The organism is Roseivivax halodurans JCM 10272 (assembly GCF_000521785.1).
GTDB classification, from domain to species: domain Bacteria; phylum Pseudomonadota; class Alphaproteobacteria; order Rhodobacterales; family Rhodobacteraceae; genus Roseivivax; species Roseivivax halodurans.
In genome coordinates this window covers 48,702-73,099 of the sequence record NZ_JALZ01000017.1, presented here as the reverse complement: position 1 = coordinate 73,099, position 24,398 = coordinate 48,702, and the positions used below count along the sequence as shown (strand labels likewise).

General features: G+C 65.4%; 23 protein-coding genes and 1 pseudogene. 9 read left to right on the top strand and 15 right to left on the bottom strand.

Features of this window, described 5'->3' with window-relative positions:
* From OCH239_RS14670 to mutM, 9 genes are all read right to left on the bottom strand, one after another.
* A partial coding sequence (locus tag OCH239_RS14670; protein WP_037264220.1) for an AbiJ-related protein occupies positions 1 to 565 on the bottom strand: 565 nt, incomplete at its 3' end.
* An 87-nt stretch (positions 566 to 652) separates the two neighbouring features.
* The gene (gyrB, locus tag OCH239_RS14665; RefSeq protein WP_037264219.1) at positions 653 to 3,070 is read right to left on the bottom strand and encodes a DNA topoisomerase (ATP-hydrolyzing) subunit B; all 2,418 of its coding nucleotides are present in this window, start codon (positions 3,068 to 3,070) and stop codon (positions 653 to 655) included.
* Between the two features lie 111 nt (positions 3,071 to 3,181).
* Complete coding sequence (locus OCH239_RS14660) at positions 3,182 to 3,802, bottom strand: LysE family translocator (RefSeq protein ID WP_037264218.1); 621 nt, start codon at positions 3,800 to 3,802, stop codon at positions 3,182 to 3,184.
* Positions 3,799 to 4,899, bottom strand: a complete 1,101-nt coding sequence (gene recF / locus OCH239_RS14655; protein WP_037264237.1) for a DNA replication/repair protein RecF — start codon at positions 4,897 to 4,899, stop codon at positions 3,799 to 3,801. The genes OCH239_RS14660 and recF overlap by 4 nt, the downstream gene beginning before the upstream one ends.
* 96 nt (positions 4,900 to 4,995) lie before the next feature.
* Positions 4,996 to 6,114, bottom strand: a complete 1,119-nt coding sequence (gene dnaN, locus OCH239_RS14650) for a DNA polymerase III subunit beta (RefSeq protein WP_037264217.1) — start codon at positions 6,112 to 6,114, stop codon at positions 4,996 to 4,998.
* 180 nt (positions 6,115 to 6,294) lie between these two features.
* Positions 6,295 to 7,716: a chromosomal replication initiator protein DnaA gene (gene dnaA / locus OCH239_RS14645; RefSeq protein ID WP_037264216.1), complete on the bottom strand. Its 1,422-nt coding sequence runs from the start codon at positions 7,714 to 7,716 to the stop codon at positions 6,295 to 6,297.
* Positions 7,717 to 8,208: 492 nt separating this feature from the next.
* Positions 8,209 to 8,475 carry a 30S ribosomal protein S20 gene (rpsT, locus tag OCH239_RS14640; RefSeq protein WP_037264215.1) on the bottom strand — a complete coding sequence of 89 codons (267 nt, stop codon included), beginning with the start codon at positions 8,473 to 8,475 and terminating at the stop codon, positions 8,209 to 8,211.
* A gap of 163 nt (positions 8,476 to 8,638) precedes the next feature.
* The gene (locus OCH239_RS14635; protein ID WP_037264214.1) at positions 8,639 to 9,415 is read right to left on the bottom strand and encodes an enoyl-CoA hydratase; all 777 of its coding nucleotides are present in this window, start codon (positions 9,413 to 9,415) and stop codon (positions 8,639 to 8,641) included.
* Between the two features lie 66 nt (positions 9,416 to 9,481).
* A complete protein-coding gene (gene mutM, locus OCH239_RS14630; RefSeq protein ID WP_037264213.1) occupies positions 9,482 to 10,333 on the bottom strand; it encodes a bifunctional DNA-formamidopyrimidine glycosylase/DNA-(apurinic or apyrimidinic site) lyase in 852 nt (283 codons plus the stop codon).
* An 87-nt stretch (positions 10,334 to 10,420) separates the two neighbouring features.
* Between mutM and ubiE the strand changes: the two genes are divergently transcribed.
* Positions 10,421 to 11,173 carry a bifunctional demethylmenaquinone methyltransferase/2-methoxy-6-polyprenyl-1,4-benzoquinol methylase UbiE gene (gene ubiE / locus OCH239_RS14625; protein ID WP_037264212.1) on the top strand — a complete coding sequence of 251 codons (753 nt, stop codon included), beginning with the start codon at positions 10,421 to 10,423 and terminating at the stop codon, positions 11,171 to 11,173.
* A 3-nt stretch (positions 11,174 to 11,176) separates the two neighbouring features.
* The gene (gene ubiB / locus OCH239_RS14620; RefSeq protein ID WP_037264211.1) at positions 11,177 to 12,721 is read left to right on the top strand and encodes a 2-polyprenylphenol 6-hydroxylase; all 1,545 of its coding nucleotides are present in this window, start codon (positions 11,177 to 11,179) and stop codon (positions 12,719 to 12,721) included.
* A gap of 76 nt (positions 12,722 to 12,797) precedes the next feature.
* Here the strand turns inward: ubiB and OCH239_RS14615 are convergent, their stop codons facing one another.
* Together OCH239_RS14615 and OCH239_RS23120 are read right to left on the bottom strand one after the other, a co-directional pair.
* Positions 12,798 to 13,460 (bottom strand): flagellar hook capping FlgD N-terminal domain-containing protein, encoded by a 663-nt coding sequence (locus tag OCH239_RS14615; protein WP_037264235.1) that lies wholly within the window; start codon positions 13,458 to 13,460, stop codon positions 12,798 to 12,800.
* 10 nt (positions 13,461 to 13,470) lie between these two features.
* Positions 13,471 to 14,097, bottom strand: coding sequence for a flagellar hook-length control protein FliK (locus tag OCH239_RS23120; RefSeq protein ID WP_051489498.1), 627 nt, complete (start codon positions 14,095 to 14,097; stop codon positions 13,471 to 13,473).
* A gap of 841 nt (positions 14,098 to 14,938) precedes the next feature.
* Here OCH239_RS23120 and OCH239_RS14605 point away from each other — a divergent pair.
* Together OCH239_RS14605 and OCH239_RS14600 are read left to right on the top strand one after the other, a co-directional pair.
* A complete protein-coding gene (locus OCH239_RS14605) occupies positions 14,939 to 15,211 on the top strand; it encodes a rod-binding protein (RefSeq protein WP_037264233.1) in 273 nt (90 codons plus the stop codon).
* Positions 15,204 to 15,560 carry a flagellar protein FlgN gene (locus OCH239_RS14600; RefSeq protein WP_037264210.1) on the top strand — a complete coding sequence of 119 codons (357 nt, stop codon included), beginning with the start codon at positions 15,204 to 15,206 and terminating at the stop codon, positions 15,558 to 15,560. Before OCH239_RS14605 ends, OCH239_RS14600 begins: the two co-directional genes overlap by 8 nt.
* Positions 15,561 to 15,769: 209 nt before the next feature.
* Here OCH239_RS14600 and OCH239_RS23530 read toward each other — a convergent pair.
* Positions 15,770 to 15,862: pseudogene (locus OCH239_RS23530) on the bottom strand (chemotaxis protein MotB); the annotation flags it as partial.
* Positions 15,863 to 16,119: 257 nt separating this feature from the next.
* Here OCH239_RS23530 and OCH239_RS14595 point away from each other — a divergent pair.
* Positions 16,120 to 18,312 (top strand): YjbH domain-containing protein, encoded by a 2,193-nt coding sequence (locus OCH239_RS14595; protein ID WP_084782492.1) that lies wholly within the window; start codon positions 16,120 to 16,122, stop codon positions 18,310 to 18,312.
* Positions 18,313 to 18,314: 2 nt separating this feature from the next.
* Positions 18,315 to 18,986: a YjbF family lipoprotein gene (locus OCH239_RS14590; RefSeq protein WP_037264209.1), complete on the top strand. Its 672-nt coding sequence runs from the start codon at positions 18,315 to 18,317 to the stop codon at positions 18,984 to 18,986.
* 70 nt (positions 18,987 to 19,056) lie between these two features.
* Here the strand turns inward: OCH239_RS14590 and OCH239_RS14585 are convergent, their stop codons facing one another.
* Both OCH239_RS14585 and OCH239_RS14580 read right to left on the bottom strand, forming a co-directional pair.
* Positions 19,057 to 19,683, bottom strand: a complete 627-nt coding sequence (locus OCH239_RS14585) for a sugar transferase (RefSeq protein WP_037264231.1) — start codon at positions 19,681 to 19,683, stop codon at positions 19,057 to 19,059.
* Positions 19,680 to 20,459, bottom strand: a complete 780-nt coding sequence (locus OCH239_RS14580; RefSeq protein ID WP_157577883.1) for an NAD-dependent epimerase/dehydratase family protein — start codon at positions 20,457 to 20,459, stop codon at positions 19,680 to 19,682. The genes OCH239_RS14585 and OCH239_RS14580 overlap by 4 nt, the downstream gene beginning before the upstream one ends.
* Before the next feature lie 172 nt (positions 20,460 to 20,631).
* Here OCH239_RS14580 and OCH239_RS14575 point away from each other — a divergent pair, with 172 nt between their 5' ends.
* The gene (locus OCH239_RS14575) at positions 20,632 to 21,750 is read left to right on the top strand and encodes a polysaccharide biosynthesis/export family protein (protein WP_037264207.1); all 1,119 of its coding nucleotides are present in this window, start codon (positions 20,632 to 20,634) and stop codon (positions 21,748 to 21,750) included.
* A gap of 9 nt (positions 21,751 to 21,759) precedes the next feature.
* Here OCH239_RS14575 and OCH239_RS14570 read toward each other — a convergent pair whose 3' ends face one another.
* Positions 21,760 to 22,800 carry an NAD(P)/FAD-dependent oxidoreductase gene (locus OCH239_RS14570; RefSeq protein WP_037264206.1) on the bottom strand — a complete coding sequence of 347 codons (1,041 nt, stop codon included), beginning with the start codon at positions 22,798 to 22,800 and terminating at the stop codon, positions 21,760 to 21,762.
* 48 nt (positions 22,801 to 22,848) lie between these two features.
* On the opposite strand from OCH239_RS14570, the gene mnmC2 reads away from it, so the two are divergent.
* Together mnmC2 and OCH239_RS14560 are read left to right on the top strand one after the other, a co-directional pair.
* A complete protein-coding gene (mnmC2, locus tag OCH239_RS14565; RefSeq protein ID WP_037264205.1) occupies positions 22,849 to 23,523 on the top strand; it encodes a tRNA (5-methylaminomethyl-2-thiouridine)(34)-methyltransferase MnmC2 in 675 nt (224 codons plus the stop codon).
* Positions 23,520 to 24,392 (top strand): DMT family transporter, encoded by an 873-nt coding sequence (locus OCH239_RS14560; protein ID WP_037264204.1) that lies wholly within the window; start codon positions 23,520 to 23,522, stop codon positions 24,390 to 24,392. The genes mnmC2 and OCH239_RS14560 overlap by 4 nt, the downstream gene beginning before the upstream one ends.
* The last annotated feature ends 6 nt before the right edge of the window (positions 24,393 to 24,398 follow it).

The following is a 24,398-nucleotide window of genomic DNA, read 5'->3' as shown; positions in this document are numbered from 1 at the left end:
CACTTTTCCACGCCGGTTCACACTGTGGCCAGTCGAAGTTGTTGATGCAGTGCTGCCAGATGTCCTGCTCGGCGTTCTGGAACCGGCTGTCATGAGAGGGTAGCGATGTCAGGTCAAAGATGCGGCTGAGAAAAGCGATCTCATCCAAGGCACCGTGCCAGACAGTTTCCCTGGCCCGCATCTCATCGAGGATGGCGGCGCGCGTCCGTTCGCCGATCTTGCCGTCCGGTAGGCGCCGACCCGGCGGCGGCGCACGCATGGGCGAGATCTCCGCGCTCACCCAGTATCCATTGTCCTTTCCCGTGACGATCTCGAGGTTCTTCGAGATGATCCCGGCGATCTCGTCCCGGCGGTCCTCGATCAATACGAAAACGCTGACCGGGACGCGAAGGAAGACAGTCCAGAGCTCGGTGCCACCGTCCCAGTTATCGTAGCCAACTTCGTCGATCTCGATGTCCGCCTGGCTCATGGCACGGAGGGCATCGTGCTCGCCTTTATGGCGAAGGAGCTCCGCCACGGTGGGCAGGCTGCCTTCGATCTCGCGTCTGATGCTCAGGTATCTCATAGGTTTCGGCCCTGCCCGCGCAAACCTGTGGGAAAATCGCGCAAACTTTTGGGTATCGCGCACGATTGCGCGCGATCCTACAGAGCTTCAGAAGTCGAGATTCTCGACCGTGAGGGCGTTCTGCTGGATGAACTCGCGGCGCGGTTCGACGATGTCCCCCATGAGCTTGGTGAAGAGGTCGTCAGCCTCGGCCACGTCGTCCACTTCGACCCGCAGAAGGGTGCGGGCGTCGGGGTCGAGCGTCGTCTCCCAGAGCTGGTCGGGGTTCATCTCGCCGAGACCCTTGTAGCGCTGCAGCTGATTGCCCTTCACACCTTCCTCGAGGATGGCGTCGAGCAGCGTCAGGGGGCCGTAGATGTGCTGGCGGCGCTCCTTCCGCTGCAGGAAGGCGGGCTTTTCGTAGACAGCCTGCAGGGCCTGAGTGAAGCTGCCGGTCTTCCGCGCTTCGCCCGAGCGCAGCATCGTGCCGTCGAGGGTGCGGATCTCCTCGACGCCGCGCAGGATCCGGCTGAGGCGGATGCCGCGATCCTGCGTGATGCGGCCCTGCCAGCCCTTCTCGTATTCGAGCGCAATGAGGTCGAGGCGCTCGGCGACGCGGTCGGCGACCCCCTGCAGGTCGGCATCGACAGCCCCCGGGACAAACGCCCCGGCGATGGCCGCCTGTTCGAGGATGTGGCGCGGGTAGTGCGTCGGGAAGGCATCGAGGACGCGCTTGAGGCTGCGCGCCTCGTCCACCACCCGCACGAGATCCTGGCCGGTGATCTCCTCGCCGTTGCCCTGGACGAGAAGCGCGCCGTCGGTGCCCTGCTGGATGAGGTAATCGTCGAGCGCGTCTTGGTTCTTGAGATAGACTTCGGACTTGCCGCGGCTCACCTTGTAGAGCGGCGGTTGCGCAATATAGAGATAGCCGTCCTCGATGAGCTTCGGCATCTGCCGATAGAAGAACGTCAGGAGCAGCGTACGGATATGCGCGCCGTCGACATCCGCGTCCGTCATCAGCACGATCTTGTGGTAGCGCAGCTTGGAGATGTCGAACTCGTCGCGTCCGATGCCTGTGCCGAGCGCCATGACGAGGTTGCCGATTTCTTGGCTGCCGAGCATCCGGTCGAAGCGTGCCCGCTCCACGTTCAGGATCTTGCCCTTGAGCGGCAGGATCGCCTGCGTGCCGCGGTCCCGGCCGGTCTGAGCCGAGCCGCCTGCGCTGTCCCCCTCGACGATGAAGAGTTCGGTCTTCGAGGGGTCCTTCTCGGAGCAATCCTTGAGCTTGCCCGCGAGGTAATTGACGTCCATTGCGGTCTTGCGGCGGGTGAGCTCGCGGGCCTTGCGGGCGGCCTCCCGGGCGAGCGCGGCCTCGACGATCTTGCCGACGATGGTCCTCGCCTCGTTGGGGTTCTCCTCGAACCACTCGGAAAGCTTTTCGTTCATCATGCTCTCGACCGCCGGGCGCACCTCGGACGAGACCAGCTTGTCCTTGGTCTGTGACGAGAACTTCGGATCCGGCACCTTCACCGACAGCACGCAGGTCAGGCCTTCGCGGGCATCGTCGCCCGTGAAGCTGACCTTTTCCTTCTTGGCGATGCCGCTGTCGGTGGCGTAGCGCGTGATCGTGCGGGTGAGCGCGCCGCGGAAGCCCGCGACGTGGGTACCGCCATCGCGCTGGGGGATGTTGTTGGTGAACGGAAGCACGGTCTCGTGGTAGCTGTCGTTCCACCACATCGCGATCTCGACGGAAATGCCGTCGCGCTCCCCCGTGATGTAGATCGGCTCGGGCATCATCGGATGCTTGGAGCGGTCGAGATACTTCACGAACTCCTTCACGCCGCCCTCGTAGAAGAGCTCGACCGATAGCGGTTCGGCCGGACGCTCGTCCTCGAGCAGGATGCGGACGCCCGAGTTCAGGAAGGCCAGCTCGCGCAGGCGCTTCTCCAGCGTGTGGAAGTCGTAGTCGAGATTCGAGAACGTGTCCGTCGAGGCGAGGAAACGCACTTCGGTGCCCTGCATGCCCTCGGCGTCACCCACGACTTCGAGATGCTTCGCCGTGTCGCCGCGCTCGAAGCGGGCGAGGTGTTCCTTGCCGTTGCGCCAGATGCGCAGCTCGAGCCAGTCCGAGAGCGCATTGACGACCGAGACCCCCACGCCATGCAGGCCGCCCGACACCTTGTAGGAGTTCTGGTCGAACTTCCCGCCGGCATGCAGCTGGGTCATGATGACCTCTGCCGCCGAGACGCCCTCTTCCTCGTGGATATCGACCGGAATGCCGCGGCCGTTATCCATCACCGAGATGCTGGAATCGGCGTGGATCTTGACCGTCACGCGGGTCGCATGACCGGCCAGGGCCTCGTCGATGCCGTTGTCCACGACCTCGTAGACCATGTGGTGCAGGCCCGAGCCGTCGTCGGTGTCGCCGATATACATGCCGGGGCGCTTGCGAACCGCTTCCAACCCCTTGAGAACCTTGATGGATCCGGCACCGTATTCTTCGGCTTTGCGCGCTTCTTCGGCCATGGTCTTCCTTCGCAGAATTTCCGTTGGAATATACCGGCCGCGCCGGGGAATGTCACGCGAACGACACAAGATTTTGTGTGTCGGCGGCGTCGTGACCGCAGCTTTCCGGGATCAGAGGAACGGGATCGCAATCCCAACCAGGATGAGCGCCGCGCTCGCCGTCAGATTGGTCCGGCGCACGGCGGCAGGAGAGGCAAGAAGCCGCCGCGCCCGGTCGATGAAGAGCGCCAGAGCGAGGTTGCCGAGCAGCGGCATCGTGGCCGAAAGCGCCACGATCGCGGCGATGTCCGGCACGGTCAGGGTCCTGACGTCGAAGAAGCCGGGCAGGATGCCCATGTAGAAGAGGATCGCCTTGGGATTTCCGAGGATCGCGGCGAGACCGGCCATGAAGCCCGCGAGAGCACCGGGGCGCGTGAGGCGGCTGTCAGCGGCAAGCCCTTTGTCGGCGCTGCGCCAGATCAGGACGCCCATGCCGACGAAGGTCAGGCACGCAACCCAGCGCAAGGCCACCATGAAGCCCGCGTAGCTGTCCACGATCCATGTGACGCCGAGGATCGCGAGGAACGGCCAGATGATGTCGCCGACCACGACGCCGAGCGCGAGCGGCCAGGCGGCACCGAACCCGCCAGAGAGAGTGCGCGCCGCCATTGCGACCCAGACAGGCCCAGGAGTGAGAAACAGGATCAGGAGCGCGCCGGCATAGAGCGCGAGCCCCGTGACGGTGATGGTCATTGTCGCGTCACCTCCGAAACTCCGCCGGTTTCGGTCACGTCGAAGCGTTGCGCCCGGTCGCCGAGATCTTCGAAGAGCTCCGGACCGGTCCCGGTCATCCACGCCTGCGCGCCGAGCGCGACGATCTCCTCGTAAAGGCTTGCACGCCGCCCCGCATCGAGATGCGCCGACACCTCGTCGAGCAGCAGGATCGGCGCAGCTCCGATGTCGTCCGCGAGCGCGCGGGCATTGGCGAGGATCAGGGAGATCAGGAGCGCCTTCTGCTCGCCGGTCGAGCTGTCCGACGCGGCTACGCCCTTGGCGGCGAAGACGCCGTGGAGGTCCGCGCGGTGCGGCCCGACGAGCGTCCGGCCGGCGGCAAGGTCACGAGCACGGCTTTCGGTCAGCGCCTCGCGCAAGGCGGCTTCGTCCTCGGGCATGTCACCCTCGGTCTGGACCAGAGTGAGGGCTGCGGCCGGAAAGGCCGTCTCCGCCCCGTCCTGCGCGGCATCGATCCGTACCAGGGTCTTGCGCCTGTTGGCGTGGATCTCGGAGCCGGCCCGGGCCATCTGCGCCTCCAGCGCCCGATACCAGGCGGCATCCCTCACCTGATCCTTCAGCAGGCGATTGCGATCCCGCATGGCCTTTTCGTAGTCGAGAGAGGCCTCGCCATGCGCGGGGAAGAACGACAGCGCCATCCGGTCGAGAAAGCGGCGACGTCCCTCGGCGCCTTCGATCCAGAGCCGGTCCATGGACGGCACCAGCCAGAGAACCCGCGCAAGCCGCGCGAGCGCGGTCTGCGGCGCGATCTTCTCGTCGATGCGAACCTGCCGCGGCTGGCCCTCTTCCGAGGTGAAGGCAACCTCGTGCGCCGTACCGGGCGTGACGAGATCGCCCGTAACCTTCCACCCGAGCGCCTCCGGGCGCCGCGCGATATCCTGGGCCGAGGCACGGCGCATGCCGCGGCCCGGCGAGAAGAGCGAGACAGCCTCCAGAAGGTTGGTCTTGCCCGCTCCGTTCGGCCCGAAAAGCGCGACGGGCCGCGCGTCGAGGTCAAGCGCTGCGCGCTTGTGCGAGCGGAAGTGCGACAGGGTCAGGGAGGCGAGGTGGAGCGACATCGTGCGCGACTTAACGCGCGAGAGGACGGGCTTTGCAAGCAAAAGGCCCCGCACGGGGCGGAGCCTCATGAGTGGCTATGGTCTGACGCCGTGCGGTCACACGCGCATCGGCATCACGACATAGACGGCCGACGTGTCCGAGCCCTCGCGCATCAGCGTGGGATCACCCGAGGAATTGAACAGGAAGACCGCGTTCTCGCGATCGACCTGGCTGGCGATCTCGAGCAGGTATTTCGCGTTGAAGCCGATCTCGAGCTTCTCGTCCCCATAGGCGACCGCCAGTTCCTCTTCGGCCGCGCCGCTATCGGGCGCGTTGACCGACAGGATCAGCCGGTCCTCGTCGAGCTGCAGCTTCACCGCGCGCGACCGCTCTGAAGAGACCGTCGCGACGCGGTCGACAGCCTTTGCGAATTCCGACGCATCGACCTCGAGCCGGCGCGTGTTGTTCTGCGGGATCACCCTCGAGTAATCGGGGAAGGTCCCGTCGATGACCTTGGACGTCAGGACGATCTCGGGCGTCGCAAAGCGCACCTTGGTCTCGGAGACGGACACGGCGATGTCCATGTCGTCGTCGTCGAGAAGCTTGCGCAGCTCGTTCACCGTCTTGCGGGGCACGATGACCCCGGGCATGTCCTCGGCGCCCGCCGGCACGGGAGCATCGATACGGGCGAGCCGGTGACCGTCGGTCGCAACGCAGCGCAGGGCACGACCGTCTTCGCCATCCGCGATATGCATGTAGACGCCGTTGAGATAGTAGCGCGTCTCCTCCGTCGAAATCGCGAATTTCGACTTGTCGAAGAGCCGCCGCAGCGTTCCCGCCTTGGCAGTGAAGTTCGCCGCGTATTCCGACGACGCCATCACCGGGAAGTCTTCCTTCGGCAGCGTCGAGAGCTGGAAGTTCGAGCGTCCCGCCTCGACCGTCATCCGACCCGCGGCACCGTCCTCGGTCAGCGTGACCAGCGCTCCGTCCGGCAGCTTGCGGACAATCTCGTGGAGGAGCACAGCCGAGACCGTGGTGGCCCCTGCACGCTCGACCTGTGCAAGCGCTTTGTCGACCACCTCGATGTCGAGGTCGGTGGCGCGAAACTGGACCGTCTCGCCTTCGGCCTCGATCAGAACGTTGGCGAGGATCGGAATTGTGTTGCGACGCTCGACCACCGATTGGGCCTGGTTCACGGCCTTGAGCAGCGTCGCGCGTTCCATGCTGAATTTCATGACCTGTCCCCTCGAAAGCGCCGGGACGCGGGCGGACCGCCGCGGGCCCGGCGCTCCGGCCGTTTGTTCAGTTTTGTCCGATTGTTTCCGGGGGGCGTCAAGGCCGCGCGCCGGGTCTTGCCGGCCCCGCGGTCATTGTGTTGTGGCCATGACCCGTCCCCCGCCTAGGGGATCCGGCGCTCAGGCTTCGAGCGCGCGGCGCAGCAGTTCGAGATCCTCGGTGATCTGACCGTCCTGGCGCGAGAGCTCCTCGATCCGCTTGACGCCGTGCATGACCGTCGTGTGATCGCGGCCACCGAACCTCCGCCCGATCTCGGGCAGGGAGCGCGCGGTCATCTTCTTGCAGAGAAACATCGCCACCTGCCGCGGGCGGGCAAAGGTGCGCGTGCGGCGCGGCCCGATCATGTCGGCGAGCCGGATATTGTAATGCTCCGCCACCTTGCGCTGGATCTCCTCGATCGAGACCTTGCGCTCATTCGCGCGCAAGACGTCCGTCAGGCATTCCTGCGTCAGATCGAGATCGACCTCGCGGCCGACGAGAGAGGCGAAGGCAAAAAGACGTGTCAGAGCGCCTTCGAGAACGCGGACGTTGTTCGAGATGCGGTGAGCGAGGAATTCGAGCACCCCGTTGGCGATCCGAACGTCGGGATAATGCTGCGCCTGCTGCTCGACCTTGGTCTGCAGGATGCCGAGGCGGAGCTCGTAATCGGTCGGGTGCAGATCGACGACAAGACCGGATTGCAGACGGCTCTGGATGCGGTTCTCAAGATCCTTGATGTCGGTCGGGGCACGGTCGGCCGAGATGACGATCTGCTTGTTCTGGTCCACGAGCGCGTTGAACGTGTGGAAGAACTCTTCCTGCGTGGAATCCTTGCCGGCGATGAACTGCACGTCGTCGACCATGAGCACGTCGACGGACCGGAAGATCGACTTGAAGTCCATCATGCGGCGATCGCGAAGTGCCTGCACGAAACGGTACATGAACTGCTCTGCCGAGAGGTAGAGCACGTTCAGCTCCGGGTTCTTCGCGCGAAGCTCCCAAGCGATGGCGTGCATCAGGTGCGTCTTGCCGAGACCGACGCCACCGTGAAGGAAGAGCGGATTGAACGTCACATGCCCGCTTTCGGAGACACGGCGCGCGGCGGCATGGGCAAGTTCGTTCGGCTTTCCGACAACGAAGCTGTCGAAGGTGTAGCGCTGATCGAGCGGCGCGCCGGGCAGAAGGTCGGAGCGGTCGGCGGAGGCGGAGCCGGACGCGCTTTCCGTGGACTGCCCCCCGTTCGGGACGGCGGATTTCGGCATGGCGGCGCCCCTCGCCCCGGCAGTTGCGGCCGGCCCCGGAGCGCCCCGCTCGTTGGCGCTCTGCATCACCCGGAAATTGATGCGGCGCACGTCGCCCGAGATCGCGTTCATGTGGCTCAGCATGACGTCACCGAAGTTCTGGCTGACGTAATTGCCCATGAAGTTGGTCGGAGCCCGGAAGGTCGCGATTCCGTTCTCACAGCCGTCGAAGCTCAGCGGCTCGATCCAGGTCTTGTAGTTGTTCTCTCCGATTGTCTCGCAAAGAGTGTCCCGAAGCGCGCCCCATTGTTCCTGTGTCATTCTTCCTCGATCCGTGCCCAAGCTCTGCTCATTTTATAGCGGCCGCCGCCCGCTTCGGTGGGTCACACTGGCGATGGGGGACTCGCTGGACAAACGTGTCCTCACCGAGCCGGATGACCTGCTCGATTGCGAATGACGAAGACACACCGCTGCGGGCCACAGAATGACCAACAGCGACGGAAAGTGTCTCCGACCCAAATAATGGACATGGCAGCAGCAGCAGCGCCGAGACGTCCGGGCGCAACCCCAGCCGACCCCGCGAACCCGCCTCACCGAGTAATCCGGCGATTGCGACCCCGCGAACCTGTCCCCCCAAGCGAATGTGACTCGCAGGGCCTAAGTTACCAAGGTCCCCGTTTGCTTCAACTCAAACTGCCGCTTGACTCGTAGCTTGGCGGCAAAAGAATCTCTCCCGCTATGCAGGAATGCCACAAACGCAGTAAGGGCCCCGCAAATTGCGGAGCCCCTAAAAATTGCCACATTATGTAGCGCTTACTGAGCGAGCGATTTCACTCGCGACGACAGCCGCGACATTTTCCGGGCAGCGGTGTTCTTGTGGAAGACGCCCTTCGTGACGCCCCGCATCAGCTCGGGCTGCGCGTCGCGCAGAGCGGCCTGAGCGGCGGCCTGGTCGCCGGAGGCAATCGCCTCTTCGACCTTCCGAAGGTGGGTGCGGATACGCGAACGGCGTGCCTTGTTGACGGCGTAGCGCTTCTCGTTCTGGCGTGCCCGCTTCTTGGACTGCGGCGTGTTGGCCATGGTGATCGATCCTCGTGGGTCTGCGATATGTCGGACGCGCGACTTGGCCGCACTCCGGCCCAAACGACCGGATCGATTCTAGCCAGAGCGGGCTGCACGCGCATGTAAGACGTGCCCTATACACAGGACGCCCCCCGCTGCCAAGCGGGAATTGCCCGCCGGCCTACTTGTCGCGGAACTGCGCTGCGCGCTTCTCGAGGAAGGCGTTCATGCCCTCGCTCTGGTCCTCGCTCGCAAACATCGAATGGAAGAGGCGGCGCTCGAACAGCAGGCCCTCGCTCAGCGTGGTCTCGAAGGAGCGGTTCACCGCTTCCTTGACCGCAAGCGAGGTCAGCATCGACTTCTCGGCAATCTTGGCCGCCGCCGTCTGCGCTTCCTCCATGAGGTTCTTCGCGGGCACGACGCGGCTGACGAGACCCGCGCGCTCGGCCTCCTCGGCGTCCATGAAACGGCCAGTCAGGTGCATGTCCATGCTCTTGGCCTTGCCCACCGCGCGCGTGAGGCGCTGGGTACCGCCGATGCCCGCAACGACACCGAGGTTGATCTCGGGCTGGCCGAACTTGGCGTTGTCGGCGGCGATGATGAAGTCGCACATCATGGCAAGCTCGCAGCCGCCGCCGAGCGCGTATCCCGCAACCGCCGCGATCACCGGCTTGCGCACGTTGAGGATCGCCGTGGCCTCGTTGCCGAAGAGATCCGACATGAAGACATCGACGAAGCTCTTCTCGGACATTTCCTTGATGTCGGCGCCGGCAGCAAAGGCCTTGCTCGATCCGGTCAGGATGATGCAGCGCACCTTCTCGTTGGCGCTGGCGTCTTTCAGAGCCGAGGCAAGCTCGCCCAAGAGCTGCGAATTCAGCGCATTGAGCGCGTCCGGGCGGTTGAGCTTGATGACGGCGACGTGGTCTTCCACTTCGACGATGATCGTCTCGTAGGCCATGAAACACGGCTCCGGTTATGTCCTGTCAGGTCACGAACGCTTATCATCTGGGGGGGAGCGTTCAAGCTATCTTTGGCAGCGCCCGCAGTAGAACGAGGACCGCCCCGACTGCACGAGACGCCGCACGATGCCGTCGCAACCGTCCCGCCGACATGGCTGCCCCTCGCGCCCGTAAACGTCGAAGGAATGCTGAAAATACCCCAGTTCCCCGTCAGCCTGCCGGTAGTCGCGCAAGGAGGATCCGCCCGCAGCGATGGCGTCTGAGAGCGTCTCGCGGATCGCCGGCACGAGCGATGCGCGACGTCGCGTCGATATTCGTCCCGCCTTGCGCGCCGGATGGATGCGGGTCCGGAAAAGCGCCTCGCAAACATAGATGTTGCCCAACCCCGCGACGATCTTCTGGTCGAGAAGAGCTGACTTGATCGGCGTGTTGCGGCCCGCGAGTGCGGCGACGAGATGGGCTTCCGAGAAGCCGTTGCCGAGCGGCTCCGGCCCGAGCGCGGCGAGGAGCGGGTGATCCTCGCGGCTGGCCGTCGCCATCAGATCCATGGCCCCGAAGCGGCGGGGATCGTTGAACGTGACCCGCGCACCGTTCTCCATGTCGAAGACGACATGATCGTGTTTCTCGGGCGCGGGATGGTCGTGCACGAAGGAGCCGAGCGGATCGCCCGAGATCAGGATACGGCCCGACATGCCGAGATGCATGAGCAGCGTCTCCTCGGTATCGAGCGCCGCGAGCAGGTATTTCGAGCGCCTTTCGAGTCGCTCGACGCGCGCGCCGGTCAGCCGTTCGGCCATGCCGTCGGGGAAGGGCCAGCGCAAATCGGGACGATTCACCCTTGCCCTCGCGATGCGCGCGCCCTCCATCACGGGCAGGAGGCCGCGACGGACTGTCTCGACTTCGGGCAATTCGGGCATGCGGCGATGATCCTTCCGGCGGCTTCGCGTTGTATGCGACGTGCAGCGCCCTATAAGAAGGCTGAGGCCGGGGAAACGACAAGAGCCATGACTGAAGACACCGTGAAAACGACGCATTTCGGCTTCGACGAGGTTCCGGAGGCCGAAAAGGCGGGCCGCGTACAGGGGGTCTTCACCTCGGTGGCGTCCCGCTACGACCTGATGAACGACGCCATGAGCCTGGGCATTCATCGCCTCTGGAAGGACGCGATGATGGACTGGCTCGCGCCGCGCCGCGGACAGAGGCTACTCGACGTGGCGGGCGGTACCGGCGACATTTCCTTCCGGTTCCTGAACCGCGCAGGGTCGGGGCACGCCACGGTGCTCGATCTGACCGAGTCCATGCTTCTTGCAGGGCGCGACCGGGCGGAGGCCGAGGCCATGTCGGGAATGCTCGACTGGGTGGTCGGCGACGCGATGGCCCTGCCCTTCCCGGACAACAGCTTCGACGTCTACACGATCAGCTTCGGCATCCGGAACGTGACCCGACCGGAGGATGCGCTGGCTGAAGCCTACCGGGTCCTGAAACCGGGCGGCCGTCTCATGGTGCTCGAGTTCAGCCAGGTGCCAGTTCCCGCGCTCGCCTGGGCCTACGACCGTTATTCATTCAACCTCATTCCGGCGATGGGACAGGTGCTCGCAGGAGATCGCGACAGCTACCAGTACCTCGTGGAGTCGATCCGCAGGTTTCCCGATCAGGAGACTTTCCTCGGCATGATCGAGACTGCAGGCTTCGAACAGGCCAAGTACCGCAACCTATCGATGGGCATCGCCTGCCTGCATTCCGGCTGGAAGATCTAAGGCTTGCGCGGACCCCACAATATCTGGCGGCTCGTCCGCACCGGCGCCACGCTTGAACGCACCGGCGCCATGCGCGTCGTTCTCGACGCCTTCGAGGCGCCGCGGCCATTGCGCCTGGCCGCACGCATCCTCGGCTGGCCCTTCAAGGTGCTCGGCCATGACGGTGACGCGGCCATGCCGCCCGTCACCCGCGCCCTCTCGGCGCTCGGCCCCGCCTACATCAAGTTCGGGCAGATACTGTCCACACGCCCCGACCTTGTCGGCGACGACCTTGCAGGACAGCTGCGTGTCCTGCAGGACAAGCTGCCGCCGTTCACCGTCGAAGAGGCGAAGGCCTCCATTTCATACGAGCTTGAACGGCCCGCGGACGAAATCTTCGAGTATTTCAGCCCGCCGGTGGCCGCTGCCTCCATCGCGCAGGTGCACAAGGCCCGCGATGCAGAGACCGGCGAGACCGTCGCGGTCAAGGTGCTCCGCCCAGGTGTCGAGCGCGCGTTCCGCAAGGATATCGACGCGTTCTACCTCGCCGCGCGGGTCATCGAGTATCTCTCGCCCTCCTCCCGACGTCTCCGACCCATCGACGTGATCCGCCATTTCGAGGGCGTGGTGATGGGAGAGCTCGACCTGCGGCTCGAGGCAGCCTCCGCGTCGCAATACGCGTCGAACACCAAGGACGATGACGGCTTCCAAGTGCCCGAGGTGAAATGGGGTCTCTCGGGCAAGCGCATGATGACGCTCGACTGGGCCGAGGGCATCCAGATGGGCGACAATGCCGCGCTGGATGCAGCGGGGATCGACAGGGTCGAGCTCTCGGAGCGGGTCCTGCAGCTCTTCCTCAAGCATGCCCTCCGCGACGGATTCTTTCACGCCGACATGCATCAGGGAAACCTCAAGGTCGCGGCGAATGGCGACATCATCGCCATCGACTTCGGCATCATGGGGCATATCGACGAATATACCCGCAGGGTCTACGCCGAGATACTCTATGGCTTTATCCGGCGGGATTATCAACGTGTTGCCGAGGTGCATTTCGAAGCCGGTTACGTTCCGCCCGATCGCGACAAGGACGAATTCGCCAGGGCGCTTCGCGCGGTGGGCGAGCCGATATTCGGGATGGATGCGACGCGCATCTCCATGGCACGACTGCTTGCCTACCTCTTCGAAGTCACCGAGCGCTTCGGGATGGAGACCCGCACCGAGCTCATCCTGTTGCAGCGGACCATGGTCGTCGTCGAGGGAGTCGCACGATCGCTGAACCCCCGCATGAACATCTGGCGGGCCGCGCAGCCTGTGGTCGAAGACTATATCCGCGGCTCGATCGGTCCGAAGGCGGTCCTGCACGATCTTCAGGAGACGGTGAAGGTATTGTCGCGGTTTGGCCCGCGGCTTCCAAATCTCGTTGAGGACATGCTGATCCTGCATTCGCAGACCAAGGATCGCGCGAGCGGCACCAATTATGGTGCCCAATGGTGGCTCGGCCCGATCTGGGCTGCGGCTGGCGCCATCGTCGGGATCGCCCTCAGCGCGGCGATTGCGGGAGCGTTCTGAGCTGAACCCTGGTGTCGCATCGGGGAGCCGGGCATGGTCGAATAGAGGCGCGTACCCACGATCGGCCCGGCATCGTTCAACCGGTCACTCGCAATCCCGCGGCTTCGCTTTCGAGCAGCTCCGTGCCGTCCTCCAGGATGAGGACGGTCTCGCCCTCGGCATTCCACCTTGCCTCGGCCACACGGACGAAGACCTCTGCCGGGGCGGATGAGATCAACTCGTCCCCCTCGAAACTCTCGATTGTCAGCGCGTATCGGCCCGGCGGCACCGGATCGCCGCTAGCGGCTCGGCCGTCCCATGTCACGAATCCCGTCACGGGATCGATTCCCGTTCGCGATACGATCGCTCCGCTCGCGTCCTGGGCCACAATTTCCGCACGCGTCGTCCCGTCCGGGACCGCCGCCCGCAACGTGACCGGATCGCCCCCGAACTCGGCGGGCACCGGCGCCAGGATGTCTGCGCCAACCCAGTTGCGCAGCCGCTCCAGGGCCGATCCCGCCATGGAGGCCGAAATCTCCTTGAGGAGGTCGTTGGTCAGCACCTGCTGCTCAACGGCAGAAAACGTCGCGAGTTGCGATGCATAATCGGACGCGTCAAGCGGATCCAACGGATCCTGATTGCGCGCTTGAGCTGTCAGCATCTGCAGGAACGTGTCGAAATCCGACGTAAGCGCACTGCGCCGCTCGGCCGTCGAAGCCCCTTGGGCCGCCGAATTCGAAACACCTGTTATGGCGTCCATTCCCATTCCCTCAGATCCTAATGTCCAAAGATGACGTCATCGCTTTAGGCACCTGCCGCTGGTCCTGGGCCCCGGTTTCCAAGGCCGGAAGCACGTCTGCCGCAATGCCGTGCAGGACGTGCTCAGCCGCCCTCCCGTCCGGGCGATCCTGTTTCGAGGAGCCGAACGAAAGATCGAGCCCGCCAAAGCCCGCGTCGCTGAATTCTTGGTAGAGAAGGCCCGCGTGGCGCCGCAACAGATCGAGTGTTTCGGGCCGATCCGCCGTGATATGGAGCACCGTCCCGCCCTCGTTGGCGACAAGCTTCATGCTGACCCGGCCGAGCTCCTCCGGGGCGAGTTGCACCTCGACGGCGCCGTGCCTCAGGTGCCCCGCCACCTCGAAAAGTTGCCGCGGCAGGGGGGGCGTCGGCGACTGTGCCCCCTGAGCCGAGCGCGACGCCTCGGCGAGTTTCGCGCCGCTGGCGATCTCCTCGATGCGCATATCCGGCGGCGCTGCCGCGTCCGTGCCAACAGCATCAGCGATTGCGTCGGCGCCTGAATCTCCATTCGAAGCGCCGGAAGCGAGTGCGCCAGACACGGCTGTGGAGAAGCGCTCCTCGCGGATCATGAACCGGCCCGTCTCCGGCTTCTCGTTCATACCGAGTACACTCCAAGACTCGGCATCCAGCACATGTTCCGTTTGCCGGACCGCATGATAAGCTCCCTGGATCTTGGTGTGGTCCTTGAGTCCCAGCCCCTGATCATTTGCAATGCCGGCGTCTCCACTGGGCGTCAGCCCAAATTTGACAGCGCTCGTTTCCGCGCCTCGCGCCGACTCCTGTGGCGATGGCGTTTGTGCGGAAGCGCGAAGAGGCCCTGAATCCCCAGCGAGCGGATCCTGGGCGAATAGGCTGACGGCTTTCCCGTCCGCTAGCAGCCCCGATCCAGCGGAAGATGGCGCATTCGACCCCGAGAGCGGCAACCAAACTTGTGTTGGTCTCGCAGATGCGGGCAATTCGGAACCGTCGATGTGCCCCCGCTGATCCCCTCCGAGCCTGCCGGGGAGCCCACCGACCTCACCAGTGTGGGGCACTTGTTCGAATTCTGATCCACCATTTTCCGACAGCTTTTCCGACGCAGGGTCGGGGACTTCATCGGTATTATCGCCTCCCGACACACGGCTGCTTCCCTCTCCCCCGCTGTCCGACTCGGAATCCAAGCTTGCGCCCTCCTCGCTGGGAGGCAGGCTCTGGTCATCGGTGCCGTACACGGAATTACGGTCGGCCTGCTCTGTAAAAACCGAACTGAAATCGTGGCTGGACGGATGCGCCGCCCGCCATTGGCCCCGCGGAGGTGCTGGCGCGTATGCAGGCTCGATCAATAGGGGCGACATAAGATCTCCAATTCGAGCAATCCAACCTTCTCCTATCGCACGGCGGGTTACCGGATATTTACCGCGGAACGGGAACATCATGAAAATGCCAACGAAGGAGGTTTTCATGAGCCCTGTACTGCACACGCTTCAATCGGCGTCCCCACACGCCCAAGTGAGGCTTCGAAGTGCCGCTTCCGCGTTGGAAGCGCAGTTCTTGTCGGAAATGCTGAAGGCCACTCGCGTGGCCGAGCCACGGGAGAGTTTCGGCGGCGGAGCCGGAGAGGCACAATTTGCGTCGTTCATGCGAGACGCCTACGCCGAAAAGCTTGCCGAAGCGGGGGGAATTGGGCTGGCCGATCGCATCGTGGCGGCCATGGAGGAGCGCGGTGATGTCTGATTGCGCCCGAACCGCGATCGCCGATCTCGATCAGTTGCTGGAGGAGGAGCGCGCCGCTCTTCTCGGTGGAGATCTCGCAGCGCTGGACAAATTGCTGGAGCGAAAGTCGGTTCTTATCGAAACGCTTGCCCGCGAGGCGACCAGCATCCCCCAAGAACTAGAGCCGCTGCAGATCAAGCTGCGGCGCAACCGCGAGCTTTTCGAGCAGGCCTTGGCCGGCCTGCGAGCGGTGAGCGACCGCCTGCAAGCGCTCCGAGAGGTCCACGAGGGGGGCGAGACCTACGATGTCAGCGGGCGGCGACGCAGCATCGAAAAAGGCGCGCAGCACCGACTGGAGAAGCGCGCGTGACCATTTACTAAAGTTTGCGGTTTCGATCGGGGGCGCCTTAGCAACGTGTTAATGGATACGGGTGCAGGATAGCACCGCGTCCCCGATCGGACGCCGCGGGAAAGCGATGTACGCCGCCCCGCTTCGGTCAGAACGGCCTCGGATCACCGCTTATCGCGGATCGTCAACCGTCGCAAAAGCGACCGAAACCGGAAGGTCAAAGTACCAATGGCCACTTTCCAGGCGCCGCCGTGATGGCCGCCGCCCGCGATTACCTTTTTGCGCTTGATGATGACAGGCGCACCATTCCCATTGGCTGCCAATGACCCCACTCCACACCAAAGCGCCCCCACGCCGCGGCAGATATGCCCTGCAGAGTTTGCCCGCGCGTTAACAAGCGCCCTTCGGGGGCGAGTCTCTCTCCGACTGGTTAACGTGCGTTCGGGGAGGTGATTGCGATCGATGGCAGGGTGGCTGATACCGCACAGCCAGCCATCCACCTTCCTTGGCGCATGGACAGTTTCGCCATCGTGCCGATAGAACGAACGACGACGCCGTTCCCGGCTTTCAGGAGACCGCGATGACAAGACAGACTGGCCGGCACCGCACCGCCTCGCGCCTTCTTGCGCTGGCGCTTTGCACCGTGTCCGCTGGCGCCGCGCTGGCCCAGGAGCGACGTCTTTCGCCGCCGCTTCTGCAATATCCGGAGGAACGGATTCCGAGCTACAACCTTTACGGTTTGCCCGGTCTCATCGAGATGCCGACGGCCGAAATGGCACCGGACGCGACGTTCAGCACGACTCTCGGACATGCGGGCAACGCCACTCGCGGCACGCTGAGTTTCCAGGTTCTCCCGCGTGTCATCGGCTCGTTCCGCTACAGCTTGCTGCGCGACGCGGACCTTTCGGGTTCGCGTGACGGAGATTATTACGACCGCAGTTTCGATCTGAGGTTCCAGCTGCTGAAGGAAGGCACATACCTGCCCGCACTGTCGGTGGGTCTTCAGGACTTTGTCGGAACGGGCATCTATGGCGGGGAATATGTCGTTGCCACCAAAGAGGTGGCGCCCGGTCTGCGTGTGACAGGCGGACTCGGCTGGGGTCGCTTCGGGAGCTACCAGAGCTTCGGAACGACCGGAGACAGGCCGGGCCTCGTCGACGGCCGCCCGGATTCGGAAGCGATCGGCCGCGGCGGTACGGCGAATTTCGATCGTTTCTTCCGCGGAGACGTGGCGGCGTTCGGCGGAATCAGCTGGGACGTGACCGACCATTTCAGGGCGAAGCTCGAATATTCCTCCGACGATTACGAACTCGAGAGGACCGTGACTTCGAGCTTCGAGAAGACGTCGCCCTGGAATTTCGGCATCGATTATCGCTTCAAAAACGGCAATCAGCTGTCGCTCTACCATGCCTACGGCACCAAGATCGGAGCGCAGCTTTCCATCCTGACGAACCCGCGCACGGCGCCGGTCCCGGGCGGCAACGAAAGCTACCCCTACCCGGTCAAGCCCCGCAATCCGGCCCGTCTCGCCGACCTCGGCTGGACGACGGACGAGCGGCGGCAGGCCGGCATACGTCGCGGTCTGGAAGAAGCGCTCGACGGGATCGGCATCTCCTTGCAGGGCATGACGCTCGAGGGGAACCGCGCCACCGTGCGGATCCAAAACCGCAGGTACCAGGCGGTGCCGCAGGCGGTGGGGCGGACCGCGCGCACGATGACCCGCGCCCTGCCCGACTCGATCTCGCAATTCGTCATCGTTCTCACCGAAGGGGGCTTGCCGACATCGGCCGTGGCTCTGCGTCGCGGCGATCTAGAGGAGCTCGAATTCGACAGCGCGGAGGCGATCTACGCACGGGCGCAGATCGTCGATGCGGTCGGCCGCACCCCGCGACCTTTCCCGGACACGTATCCCAAGGTTGACTGGTCCTTCGGGCCCTACCTCGCCTATTCGAGCTTCGATCCGGACAATCCGCTCCGCATCGATTACGGCGTCCGTGCGTCGGCCTCGGTGATGCTGACGGCGGGCCTCGAACTGGCGGGTGCGGTGTCGCAGCGACTGGGCGGGAACATCGCCGACGGAAGCGATGACGTGAACACCGCGCTTCCCTCCGTGCGCACCTCCGCACCGCTTTACGCGGATGGCAGTGACACGACGCTCAATCGTCTGACGCTGGCGCATTTCGGTCGCCCGGCCGAGGACTTCTATAGTCGCGTCACGGTCGGCTATCTCGAGGCAATGTATGCAGGCGCCTCGGCGGAAGTGCTCTGGAAACCGGTCGACAGCCGCCTCGGTCTCGGAGCCGAGATCAACTACGTCCGCCGGCGCGAGTTCGACCAAGGGTTCGGATTGCAGTCGAACACCACGCCCTCCGGTGAGATCCCCGAGGTGAACGGTCACATCTCGGCGTATTACGACTTGGGATACGGCTTCCACACCCAGATCGATGTCGGCCGATACCTTGCCGGCGACGAGGGTGCGACGCTGAGCGTCCATCGCGAGTTCGACAACGGCTGGCGTGTCGGCGCCTTCGCGACCAAGACCAATGTCAGCGCCGAGGAATTCGGGGAAGGCTCGTTCGACAAGGGCATCACCGTCACCATTCCGCTCAACTGGGCGCTCGGCTCGCAGACGCGTCAGGCCTCGACAACGACGATCCGGCCGCTGACCCGCGATGGCGGCGCACGGCTCAACGTCAGCGACCGTCTCTATGGGCGGGTGCGCGACAACCACCAGCCCGAACTGGCGAAGACCTGGGGGCGGTTCTGGAGATGACGATGCACCGATCAATCCGCGCGGCCGGCACCGTCGCGCTCCTTGCCGCCCTGACCGCCTGCTCAAGCGAGGAGGAGAGCATCAACGCGCTCGACGTCCTCGGCGAGCTGCGCGAAGTGATTAGCCAGGGTGACGGTGCACAACCGCTGGAGCAGTCGCAGATCGACCAGGCCGTGGCGCAGATCCCCTCGCCCCTCAAGTTCATCGAGGTGACGAGCCGCGGCGGCCAGGCCGTCTTTGCGCCGATCCAGGAGAACGGGCCCTACGTCACCTACGCTTCGAGCACAGGGCAGTCGGTGGTCTTCCGCAACGGTTTCGCGGTGCAGAGCCGCGGCTTCGGCGGCGATCTGATGTCCTCGGACGAGGACGCGCTCCTCCGCCTCGTTCGCGCGCGTTCAGGCGGCACCGCACCCTACGTGATGCGGTTCCTGTCGGGCGACAACGACACGATCGTGCATCGCTACACCTGCAACGTCATCCCGCAAGGGCCGACGCCGTATGCAGCCGGTGTCGTGCGCAGCTCGGCGACCGAGCTCGAGGTGCATTGCGTCAGCGAGGGAGGGACCGATTTCGTCTCCTCCTTCACAGTCGACGGCTCGGGCGAGGTCCTCGCGGCACGGCACTGGTTCGGGCGGCTGAGCGAAGATCTGGTCTACCTGACATTGAGGCAATAGGCCTCCTCGGCACGGGGGTGCCGCGCGGATACCCGCGATCGAGCGAAAGGCCGGGTCGGTGCGATTGCCGTCAGGCCTTCCGCCGGCGGCGGAGCGGCATCCGGCGCCAGACGGTCGCAACCATGATCCGAAGATCGTAGCAGACCGATCCCTGCCTCTGGTAGATGAGATCCAGCGCCGCCTTCCAAGGCACGCAGCGGGCAACGTAGACCGCCTCCGTCTCAGCCGCGGTGGTACAGCCCGAGAGCAGTCTCTCCTCGGTCCGATGGAAAGCGAGCGTCGCGAGGCCGGTCACCCCCGGGCGGGATTTCAGAACCTCGGCATAGAGGTCGGGGAACATCTCGACGTAGCGCCGCAGCGGCGGACGCGGACCGACGAAGCTGATGTCGCCGCGCAGGATGTTCCAGAGCTGCGGCAGCTCGTCGAGCCGGCGGCGGCGCAGGAACCGTCCGGTGGGCGTGACGCGATCCGCCTTGTCGCCGCCCGAGACGCCACTGTCTTGCGCGGCAGGCCGCATCGAGCGGAATTTCCACAACATGAACCCTTCGTCCGGGCTGCGCATTCGTTCGGACCGGAACAGCACCGGTCGGCCGTCGCGCAACGCGACGAGAAGCGCCACCCCGAGTATGAGCGGCGACAGGACGACACCGAGGAGGACGGCGGCGCAGATGTCGAAGATGCGCTTGCCCGGGGTCATGCCGGCACCCCGGCGAGGCGGCGCCATTCGGCCACGAGATGCGAGGGCGACGCGGCGTCCGGCGTGAGCGGGCACAGCGATTGAAGGCGCGCCGTACTGAGCGTCACGCGCTGGCGGGCGCCCACCGGCGCATCCCGCCAGACAACCTCGCGACCCGCGGCGGCGACGATATCCGCCATCGCGACGGGACGCGGCGCCGCGACGTTCAGAGCGGGCGGCAAGATCTCGGCTTCGCATATGGCGAGCGTCGAGACGACCCGCGCGAGATCCGTTGGCGCGATGTAGCTTCGGACGGGCCCGCATCCGTCCGCGAAGCGGTCGAGGGTGATGGCACGGGACTGCGCAAGCGAGGCGAAAAGGCTCTCCGCCCCGGCTACGCTGCCGATACGGAGGCTGACCGCGCGAGGTCCCGTCTTGGGCAGCGTGGACAAGGCATCCTCCATATCGGACTTCGCCGCGCCGTAGGCATTCGGCGCTCCGCGCGCGGCCTCCTCGGTCAAGTCTCCGTCCGAGGGCGCATAGACCGCGACCGAAGACGCATGAAGGACGACCCGCGCCCGGAGAGCGGCGCCGAGAGCCTGTGCCTCCCAAGCGAGCGCGACATTCTGCGACAGGTCCCCGCCCTCGCCCGGCGTCACGCCCCAGAACGCCGCGATCGCATCGACCTGCGGCAGGCCACGGGGCGACTGCCCGGGTCCCCAGACGTGGCACCCGGGGGCGGGTTTGCGGGCCACGGGGATCAGCTCGGCATCCTCGCACCAGCCTGCGTGCAGCAAGCGCCCCACCCGGCCGGTAGCTCCAAGAAGCAGGATACGGGGTCGCCGCCCGTCGCCATGAGACATTTTTGGTCCATTTCCGCTGGAATTCTGAGACGCTATGTTTAACACCGCGCCCGCGGTCTAATAAAGGGACCGAGACACTTTCAGCTCCCAAGGGAGGTCGATCCCCGTGCCCAGATACTTCCGGATTCTCGCGGCCCTGCTTTCGGTCGTGCTCGCCGCGTCCTGCAGCCTGCCCCGCGGAGCCGCGCTGCAATCGGAGATCGTGAACGAGAGCCGGTCCTCCGAGCCGACCTTCCAGGTGATGCCGGTGACCCGTGCGAACATGGCGGCGATCGAGACATGGCCAGCCACGGGAAATTACCGGACGTTCAACTGGCTGGGCCATTCGGGCGCGCCGGACGTGAACACGATCGCGACCGGCGACCGGGTCGACCTCGTCATCTACGACGCCGAAGAGAACTCGCTGCTCACGAATCCGGCCCAGACGTCGACGCAGCTTGCGGGGCTCGAAGTCGACCAGAACGGCATGATCTTCGTTCCCTACATCGACAATGTGCGGATCGCAGGCCTCACGCCGACGGCGGCCCGCAGCGCGATCCAGCGGCAGATGGAATTCGTGGTGCCGTCGGCTCAGGTGCTGCTCACGGTGTCGGAAGGGCAGGGCAATTCCGTCGACCTCGCCGGCGGCGTGACCCGGCCCGGGATCTACCCGATGCCGTCGCGCAACTATTCGATCATGAGCCTCATCTCCGCCGGCGGCGGCATCGCGCCCGCGTACGAGAATCCCGTGGTCAAACTGCTGCGCGGCGGCAGCACCTACGAGATCTTCGCGCAGGACCTCTTCAAGTCGGGTGCGCGCAACACAACCCTCCGGCCCCGCGACATCGTGGTCGTCGAGGAAGACGATCGCAGCTTCACCGCGCTCGGCGCGGCCGGCACGGAAAGCCTCATCTCTTTCCCCAAGCCGCGGGTGACCGCGCTCGAGGCGATGGCGCTGATGCGCGGGCTCCAGGACAGCCGCGCCGATCCCAAGGGCGTGCTCGTGCTCAGGGAATACGAAGCCTCGGCGCTGCGCGCGGACGGTACCGGGCCGAACCGCCGGCAGGTCATCTTCGCCTTCGACCTCACATCGGCGGACGGCCTTTTTGCGGCGCGGCAGTTCAACATCTACCCGGACGACACGATCCTCGCGACCGAATCGCCGGTGACGCGCGCGCAGACCATCTTCAGCCTCTTCGGCACGACGCTGGGCCTCACCCGGCAGGTCACCACGGTCGCGAACTGAGGCCGCGCCTCAGAGCGAGGCCTCCACGCGAAAGCTCTCGGGGATCCGGTCGCGGTCCTCGAGAACAAGATCGGCCATGGCTTCGGCGATCTTCGGAGCCATGCCGAACCCGATCTTGAACCCGCCGTTCGCGACGAAGTGCCCGTTCCGTCCAGGCCAGGGCCCGAGCATCGGGGCCCGGCTGCGGGACCGGGGTCGGACCCCGGCCCACCGCTGCACAACCTCCGCCCCGGCCAGGATCGGCAGCGCCCCGACAGCCCGGTCGATCAGCGCATCGGCTTGCGCGTCGGTCGCGTCTGGCGAGTCGAAGTCCCGTTCGCTGGTGGAGCCGAGAGCGACAGTTCCGTCGTCGTGGGGAACGATGTGGAGGCCGTCCACGAAGATCTGCGGCACGTCGCCGGCCTTATGCCGGAGAAGCACGGCCTGCCCCTTCACGCCCGTCCCCGCCGGCCGTCCGGCCAGGTTAGCGATCTCCGCGAGGCCCCGCCACCCGGTCGCCCAGACGACCATGCCCTGATCCGGGGCCTCGGGCCCGATCTGCACGCCGCGGGCGCGGAGCGCCGCCTCCAGGGCCTCGCACGCCCGGCGCGGGTGAAGGCGCGCCGTCAATGTGTCGTGGACGAGCCGGCCCGTCGGCGTGACGGGCGCCCAGGTGCCCGCTTCGGCGGCGGGGATCACCTTCCAACGGGCGGCATCACTCCAGAGAGCGGCCGCGCTTTCCTCCCGGGCCCGCGCGAGCTCGAATGCGGCCTCGTCCGCTACGGGCTGCAACCTCCCGAGCCGGGCGTATCCGGGATCGGCGCCGCCCGCGTCTTTTACCGCCCCCCACCACGCTTCGGCCATGAGCAGGCTCTCGAGCTGGAACTGCTTCTTCTCGTTCCAGTTCTCCGGCACGTGGGGCGCAAGCGCTCCGACGATGCCGCCCGACGCACCTGCGCCGACCCCGTTCGTATCGACGATCCGAACCGATGCCCCGCGCTGTGCGCAGGTCCAGGCGACGCTCAGGCCGAATATCCCCGCACCGCGCACGGTCACGTCCACTCCGCTCATGTCACCCGCCCTTTTGCTTGCCGTCCGCTTCACCTAAAGCGCTGGGACATGAGCGACCAGCCCGAGACCTTCTGGCGCGACGGCTCCGTTCCCGTCTCTCGCCATTTCGACGACCCGTATTACTCGCTGGAGGACGGGCTTGCCGAGACGCGCCATGTCTTTCTCGCGGGCAACGGCCTGCCGGAACGGTTCCGGGACGGCTTCCGTATCGCCGAGCTCGGCTTCGGCACCGGGCTGAACCTCCTCGCGGCGCTGGCGCTCTGGCGGGAGAGCGGGACGCCGGGACGGCTGCACTTCACGAGTTTCGAAGCCTATCCGCTGCCGGCAGAGGACATGGTTCGGGCGCAGGGGGCGTTTCCCGAACTGGCTGAGATCGCAGACGAACTCGAACCCCACTGGCAGGCGCAGGCCAAGCGCATCGACCTGCCCGACCTCAGCTTCACGCTCGTGACCGGCGACGCCCGTGAGACCTTGCCGCACTGGACGGGGGAGGCGGATGCCTGGTTTCTCGACGGCTTCTCTCCGGCGAAGAACCCCGAGCTCTGGTCGCCCGAGCTGCTCGCGGAGGTCGGACGCCACACCGCCCCAGAGGGCACAGCCGCGAGCTATACCGCCGCGGGCCATGTCCGCCGCGCGCTCGACGCAGCCGGGCTCATCACGCAGCGCGTGCCCGGCTACGGGCGCAAGCGACACATGACCATCGCCCGAAAGTCCCGCGCATGACACGCAACGACACCCGCCTCGGCATCTGGCTCATGGTGACCACGACCTTCATCTTCTCCATGCAGGATGGGCTCTCGCGCCATCTGGCCGAGACGTACAACGTCTGGATGGTGGTGATGATCCGCTACTGGTTCTTCGCCGCCTTCGTCATCGCCATCGCCCGCCGGCAGGCCGGCAGCGTCCGCGCCGCCGCGCGAAGCGCCCAACCTCTGCTGCAGGCGTTCCGATCCACGCTCCTCGCGCTCGAGATCATGGTGATGGTGCTGGCCTTCGTCTTCCTCGGCCTCGTCGAGAGCCACGCCGTCTTCGCCTGCTATCCGCTCCTGATAGGCGCACTCTCAGGGCCTGTCCTCGGGGAGAGCATGGGCTGGCGGCGCTGGCTCGCGACCGGCATCGGCTTTCTCGGCGTGATCATCGTTCTGCAACCCTCGGGCGGGGTCTTCTCTCCCTACGCGGCGATCCCTCTTCTGGCCGCGCTGATGTTCGCGCTCTACGGCCTTCTCAACCGCTACGTCGCCCGCAAGGACGACGCGGCGACATCGTTCTTCTGGACCGGGACGGTCGGCGCAATCGTCTCGACCGCGATCGGGGCCTGGTTCTGGGAGACGATGACCGGCTCCGACTGGATCCTGATGGCAATGCTATGCGTGACCGGCGCGCTCGGACATTACACGCTGATCAAGACCTACGAGGTCGCCGAAGCCGGTGCCGTCCAGCCCTTCGCCTATCTGCAGCTCGTCTTCGCCTCGGCGCTCGGACTTGTAGTCTTCGGCGAGACGTTGCGGCCCAACGTCGTGATCGGCGCCGCGATTATCGTCGCCGCGGGACTTTTCACCTTCTGGCGGGAGCGAAAGGCGCGCTCAGCTTGAGCGGCG